The sequence below is a fragment of the Candidatus Omnitrophota bacterium genome (assembly GCA_018894435.1).
Classification (GTDB): Bacteria; Omnitrophota; Gorgyraeia; order JAHIPI01; family JAHIPI01; genus JAHIPI01.
Window position 1 is genome coordinate 1 of record JAHIPI010000055.1, and the last position, 4,271, is coordinate 4,271.

The following is a 4,271-nucleotide window of genomic DNA, read 5'->3' on the forward strand; positions in this document are numbered from 1 at the left end:
AAAATCGGCCGATATTATAAAAAAAATTGCCATGCAGCACGGTATGCGCACCCTGCGTCAAGACGGCTGGGAAAAGATAAAGATGGGCATAACTACACCGTCGGAAGTGATGAGAGTAACCGAGGCCCAGGTTATTGAATAAATAAGTACCATTAGGCCTAATCCTCCTTCGCCAAATATTTGTCGTGTTTGGCTACGGAGGATGTCGCTGCCGAGAGAAGCAACAGAGCTCCACTATGCCAAAATTTACATACGTAGCAAAAAAAGGACCGAAGGAAGAAGTAAAAGGTGTTATCGAAGCGGAGAATAAGAATGCGGCTCTCCATCGCTTGACAACGATGGGGTATTTTCCCATTTCTATAGAGCAGGAAGACATAAACCGGCCCACCTCTTTTGTAGGCACTATACCGGGATTTAAAAGAGTCAATATTCATGACCTCAGTATTTTTACCCGCCAACTAGCGGATCTCCTGGAAGCGGGATTACCGCTTGTGAAATCTTTAACAGTACTGGAAAAACAGACGGAAAACAGGTACCTAAAAAGCGTTATTGCCGACCTCAGAAATTTTGTTCAGGACGGAAATACTCTTTCGGCTTCGCTGAAACGCCATCCCAAGGTATTCCCGGAAATTTATGTGAGCATGGTAAGATCGGGCGAAGTAGGCGGCAGCATGGAAAATGTGTTGATGCGCATAGCCGAATTCCAGGAATCACAGGAGGAGTTAACTTCAAAAGTCAAATCAGCGATGGTTTATCCGGCTCTCATGGCCTCTGTGGGGGTCGTTACGATATTGGTATTGATCACGTTTGTCATACCGCGAATAGTGACTATGTTTAAAGACCTTAACCAGTCGCTTCCCACGCCTACGGTGATATTACTTAACATAAGTAATTTTATAAGGGACTTTTGGTTTATATTGCTGGGAGCCATACTTCTCGCATATCTGGCCTTTAAGCGCTTGGCGGCTATCCATGATGGGAAAATGGCTATGGATAGGTTTAAGCTGGGCGTTCCTGTACTGGGGCAGCTTATTCTAAAGACAGAAATCGCCCGTTTTACAAAAACGCTTGCGACTCTTTTGTCGAACGGCGTTCCTATTCTTGATGCCCTGGGTGTCGTCATGAATATTATGGAAAACGAAATCCTTAAGGAAGACATAAAAATTGCGCAAAAAGAGGTCCGGGAGGGGAGCGCATTGGCGGTAGGGCTTGCCAAAGGGGCCTATTTTCCCGTTTTTGTGAATAATATGATATCCGTAGGCGAAGAAAGCGGAGCGGTGGAAAAGGCGCTCTTTAAAGTGGCGAGCGCTTATGAAAGAGAGGTTGACAGGGCGGTTAAGACGATGACCTCTCTATTGGAGCCGCTCATGATCTTGACATTGGGTCTCATAATAGGTTTTATTGTCATAGCGATGCTTTTACCGATATTTGAAATTAGCTTTGTAGTGAGATAATAAAAGGGGGAAACAATGCTTAACAAAAAAGGCTTCACATTAATAGAGCTCATGCTCGTAGTCATAATACTCGGCATTTTAGTTGCGATGGTTGTACCCCGCCTGGTAGGAAGGGGCGAGCAGGCCAGAGAACAGGCCGCCCAAGCGGATATCAGATCCAATATAGCGCTTGCCCTGGATCTATATGAACTGGATAACGGCTCCTATCCGGAGAAACTGGATGACCTGCTGAAAGATCCGGGAGAAAGCAAAGCACCCAATTGGAACGGCCCATATCTTAAGCGGAAACCCATAGATCCATGGGCCCGCGAATATAATTATAAATGCCCCGGTCAATATTCGAAAGATTATGATTTATATTCATACGGATCCGACGGCGTTGAAGGCGGAGGGGATGATGTTAAGAACTGGGAAGACGATACGCAGGGTGCCGAATAGAGCTTTTACGCTTATAGAATTAGTAATAGTTGCTTCTCTCATATTGGTTCTCGCGATAATATCCACGCCGCTTTTCAGGGCCGCTTACCGCAACCTGGAACTTAGAGATTCTGCTTATAATATCGGAAAGATGATGAGGTATGCCGAGGTGAGCGCAGTGATGGAAGAAAGACCGTACAAGATGATGTTCAACTTTGAAAGTAGGGCATATTGGCTGCTTCGGGAAGACCAGAAAGATCCTAAAGGAGACTTTAAAAAAGTAGAAGGCAGATTCGGAGAAAAATTTTTTTTACCGAAAAATCTATCGCTTTCCGGAGATAATAGTGAATTAATTTTTTTACCCAACGGCCGGTCCACTAAAGCGACCGTATCCGTTATTGATAAATCAGAAAAGAAGGGCTTTGATATAAAAACTACGGGCCGGTCCGGCCAGATCGAGATATCGGATGTCAGCGAAAAATGAGCTAAAAAAACATCATAGCGGCTTTATGCTTCTTGAGGTGATGCTGAGTGTTTTTGTCGTAACGGTCGGCGTAGTATTTGTAATAGGCTCTTTTACGACTTCCATAAAGGCATCCAAGGTGTCAAAAATATATGTTAACGCGCTTTATTTATTAGAACAAAGTCTGTGGGAATACGAAGAAAAGGGAAAGATAGAGGACGGCCGCTATTCCGGTAAATTTGACGATTACAAAGGAACCGAATGGGAAATAGAAGCAAAGGAATTAGAGGATATCCCCCTTTTGGAAACGGAAGCCGGAGTAGTCATAACAAAAGACGACCAAAAAAGATATTTTAAAATATCGACTTATTTTTTTAAGGAAGAGTAAATGACAAGCAAAAGCCCTCCATCTTTTACGCTGATAGAGCTTCTTATTGCCCTCAGCATATTTGCCGTAGTCGCTGTCACTCTTTATTCTACATTTTTTGCGGGCATATCTGTGTGGAAACGCTCCGGAGATACAAGTAGTGCTTATCAGGACATAAGGGTGGTCTTTGACGACATAGCGCGAGACCTTAAGGATATGATTTATTTCACAAAAGACGGTGAATCGGCTTATGCCTTTATTGGCGCGCCGAATAAAGTTATCTTTATGACGCTTGAAGAATACGCCAGCCCCCAGATGAAACCGGCCAGGGAGGTGGTAAGGGTTTCATACTATTTTGATACGGCAAAAGAAGAGTTTATAAAAAAGCGCGCCGATATTTCGCTTGGTTTCGATATCGAAAAAGCAGAAGAAGATGTACTTCTCAGAGGAGTTAAAGATTTTCAATTTGAATACTGTTACGATTCCGGCGATGAAGACGATCCTTACCTGTGGCAGGAAGAGTGGGAAGATGACGAGGCGCGTATACCCCGGGGCATAAGGATAGTGACTGTTATGAAGGCCATAAAATCCGGGGACGAGGCATCCGAAATCACGAGAGTAATATTTATACCGACCGGCGTATTGGGTAAAAAAGAGCTATGAGGCATTCAGACAAAGGTGCGATATTAATAACGACACTGTGGATACTTACTCTCCTTACGCTTTTGGCAATGGGAATCGGTATACGCGTGGGCATAGACGTAAAGATAATGAGTTTCTTCGTAAATAGCCACAAGGCGCATTACATAGCCGAGGCGGGGATCAGAAAGACTATTTTTTTAATCGAAAAAGATACCACCAAAACCGTTGATTCACTGAATGAAATATGGAGCTCCGGTTACGACAGCGTTAAAGAGGAATTTGTGCTGAAAGATATTAAAGTCGGCGAAGGTATGTTTACGGTAGGATATGAAATTGAAGAGGACGAAACGGGCAGTCCCGTATATTTATATGGCGCTATTGACGAAGGCGGCAAGATAAATATAAATGAAGCAGGCGGTGATATACTTGCAAATCTGCCGGGTTTTTCTATAGATATAGCAGCTGCGGTAGCAGACTGGCGTGACGAAGACGACCTGCAAAACCCCGAAGGGGCCGAAGGCGATTATTATGAAGACTTGGATCCGCCTTACGAATGCAAGGACGCGAGATTCAGCGTCCCGGAGGAATTGATGCTGGTAAAAGGCATTACGAGTGAGATTTACGACGGTGTTAAGGATCTTGTGACGGCTTACGGCGGAGATAAGGCAGTAAATATAAATACGGCGCCTTTGGGCGTGCTGGCGGTTTTAATAGGGCCCGGATTCGAAGAATTACCGGCGAAAATAGTCAATTACAGAAGAGGCGCCGACGGGATCATAGGCACGCAGGACGACAATATATTTACGGATATAAATGCGATCGGCGCTAAACTTATGTCAGGGCTTACGATCAATCAGGTAGAGTTTAACCGCATAGAGGAATTAAAAAATGCGGGGTACTTCAAAGTAATGTCCGTATGCTTCAGGAT

At 44.3% G+C, this 4,271-nt stretch carries 6 protein-coding genes; all 6 read left to right on the top strand.

Features of this window, described 5'->3' with window-relative positions; all coding sequences use genetic code 11:
• The first annotated feature begins 236 nt into the window (after positions 1 to 236).
• Positions 237 to 1,454 (top strand): type II secretion system F family protein, encoded by a 1,218-nt coding sequence (locus KKI13_04065; GenBank protein MBU4488223.1) that lies wholly within the window; start codon positions 237 to 239, stop codon positions 1,452 to 1,454.
• Between the two features lie 15 nt (positions 1,455 to 1,469).
• Positions 1,470 to 1,892, top strand: a complete 423-nt coding sequence (gene gspG / locus KKI13_04070; protein MBU4488224.1) for a type II secretion system major pseudopilin GspG — start codon at positions 1,470 to 1,472, stop codon at positions 1,890 to 1,892.
• The gene (locus KKI13_04075; GenBank protein MBU4488225.1) at positions 1,849 to 2,355 is read left to right on the top strand and encodes a prepilin-type N-terminal cleavage/methylation domain-containing protein; all 507 of its coding nucleotides are present in this window, start codon (positions 1,849 to 1,851) and stop codon (positions 2,353 to 2,355) included. Before gspG ends, KKI13_04075 begins: the two co-directional genes overlap by 44 nt.
• Positions 2,339 to 2,722 carry a hypothetical protein gene (locus KKI13_04080; protein ID MBU4488226.1) on the top strand — a complete coding sequence of 128 codons (384 nt, stop codon included), beginning with the start codon at positions 2,339 to 2,341 and terminating at the stop codon, positions 2,720 to 2,722. Before KKI13_04075 ends, KKI13_04080 begins: the two co-directional genes overlap by 17 nt.
• Entirely contained in the window at positions 2,723 to 3,364 is a 642-nt protein-coding gene (locus tag KKI13_04085) for a prepilin-type N-terminal cleavage/methylation domain-containing protein (protein MBU4488227.1), read from the top strand.
• Positions 3,361 to 4,271: general secretion pathway protein GspK (locus tag KKI13_04090; GenBank protein ID MBU4488228.1), on the top strand; the 911-nt coding region annotated here is incomplete at its 3' end. The genes KKI13_04085 and KKI13_04090, both read left to right, overlap by 4 nt.

Bases quoted from the DNA above. Each gene is read 5' to 3' on its own strand.
- KKI13_04075 (MBU4488225.1), top strand. From the start codon at position 1,849: ATGATGTTAAGAACTGGGAAGACGATACGCAGGGTGCCGAATAGAGCT.
- KKI13_04085 (MBU4488227.1), top strand. From the start codon at position 2,723: ATGACAAGCAAAAGCCCTCCATCTTTTACGCTGATAGAGCTTCTTATT.
- KKI13_04080 (MBU4488226.1), top strand. From the start codon at position 2,339: ATGTCAGCGAAAAATGAGCTAAAAAAACATCATAGCGGCTTTATGCTT.
- gspG (MBU4488224.1), top strand. From the start codon at position 1,470: ATGCTTAACAAAAAAGGCTTCACATTAATAGAGCTCATGCTCGTAGTC.
- KKI13_04065 (MBU4488223.1), top strand. From the start codon at position 237: ATGCCAAAATTTACATACGTAGCAAAAAAAGGACCGAAGGAAGAAGTA.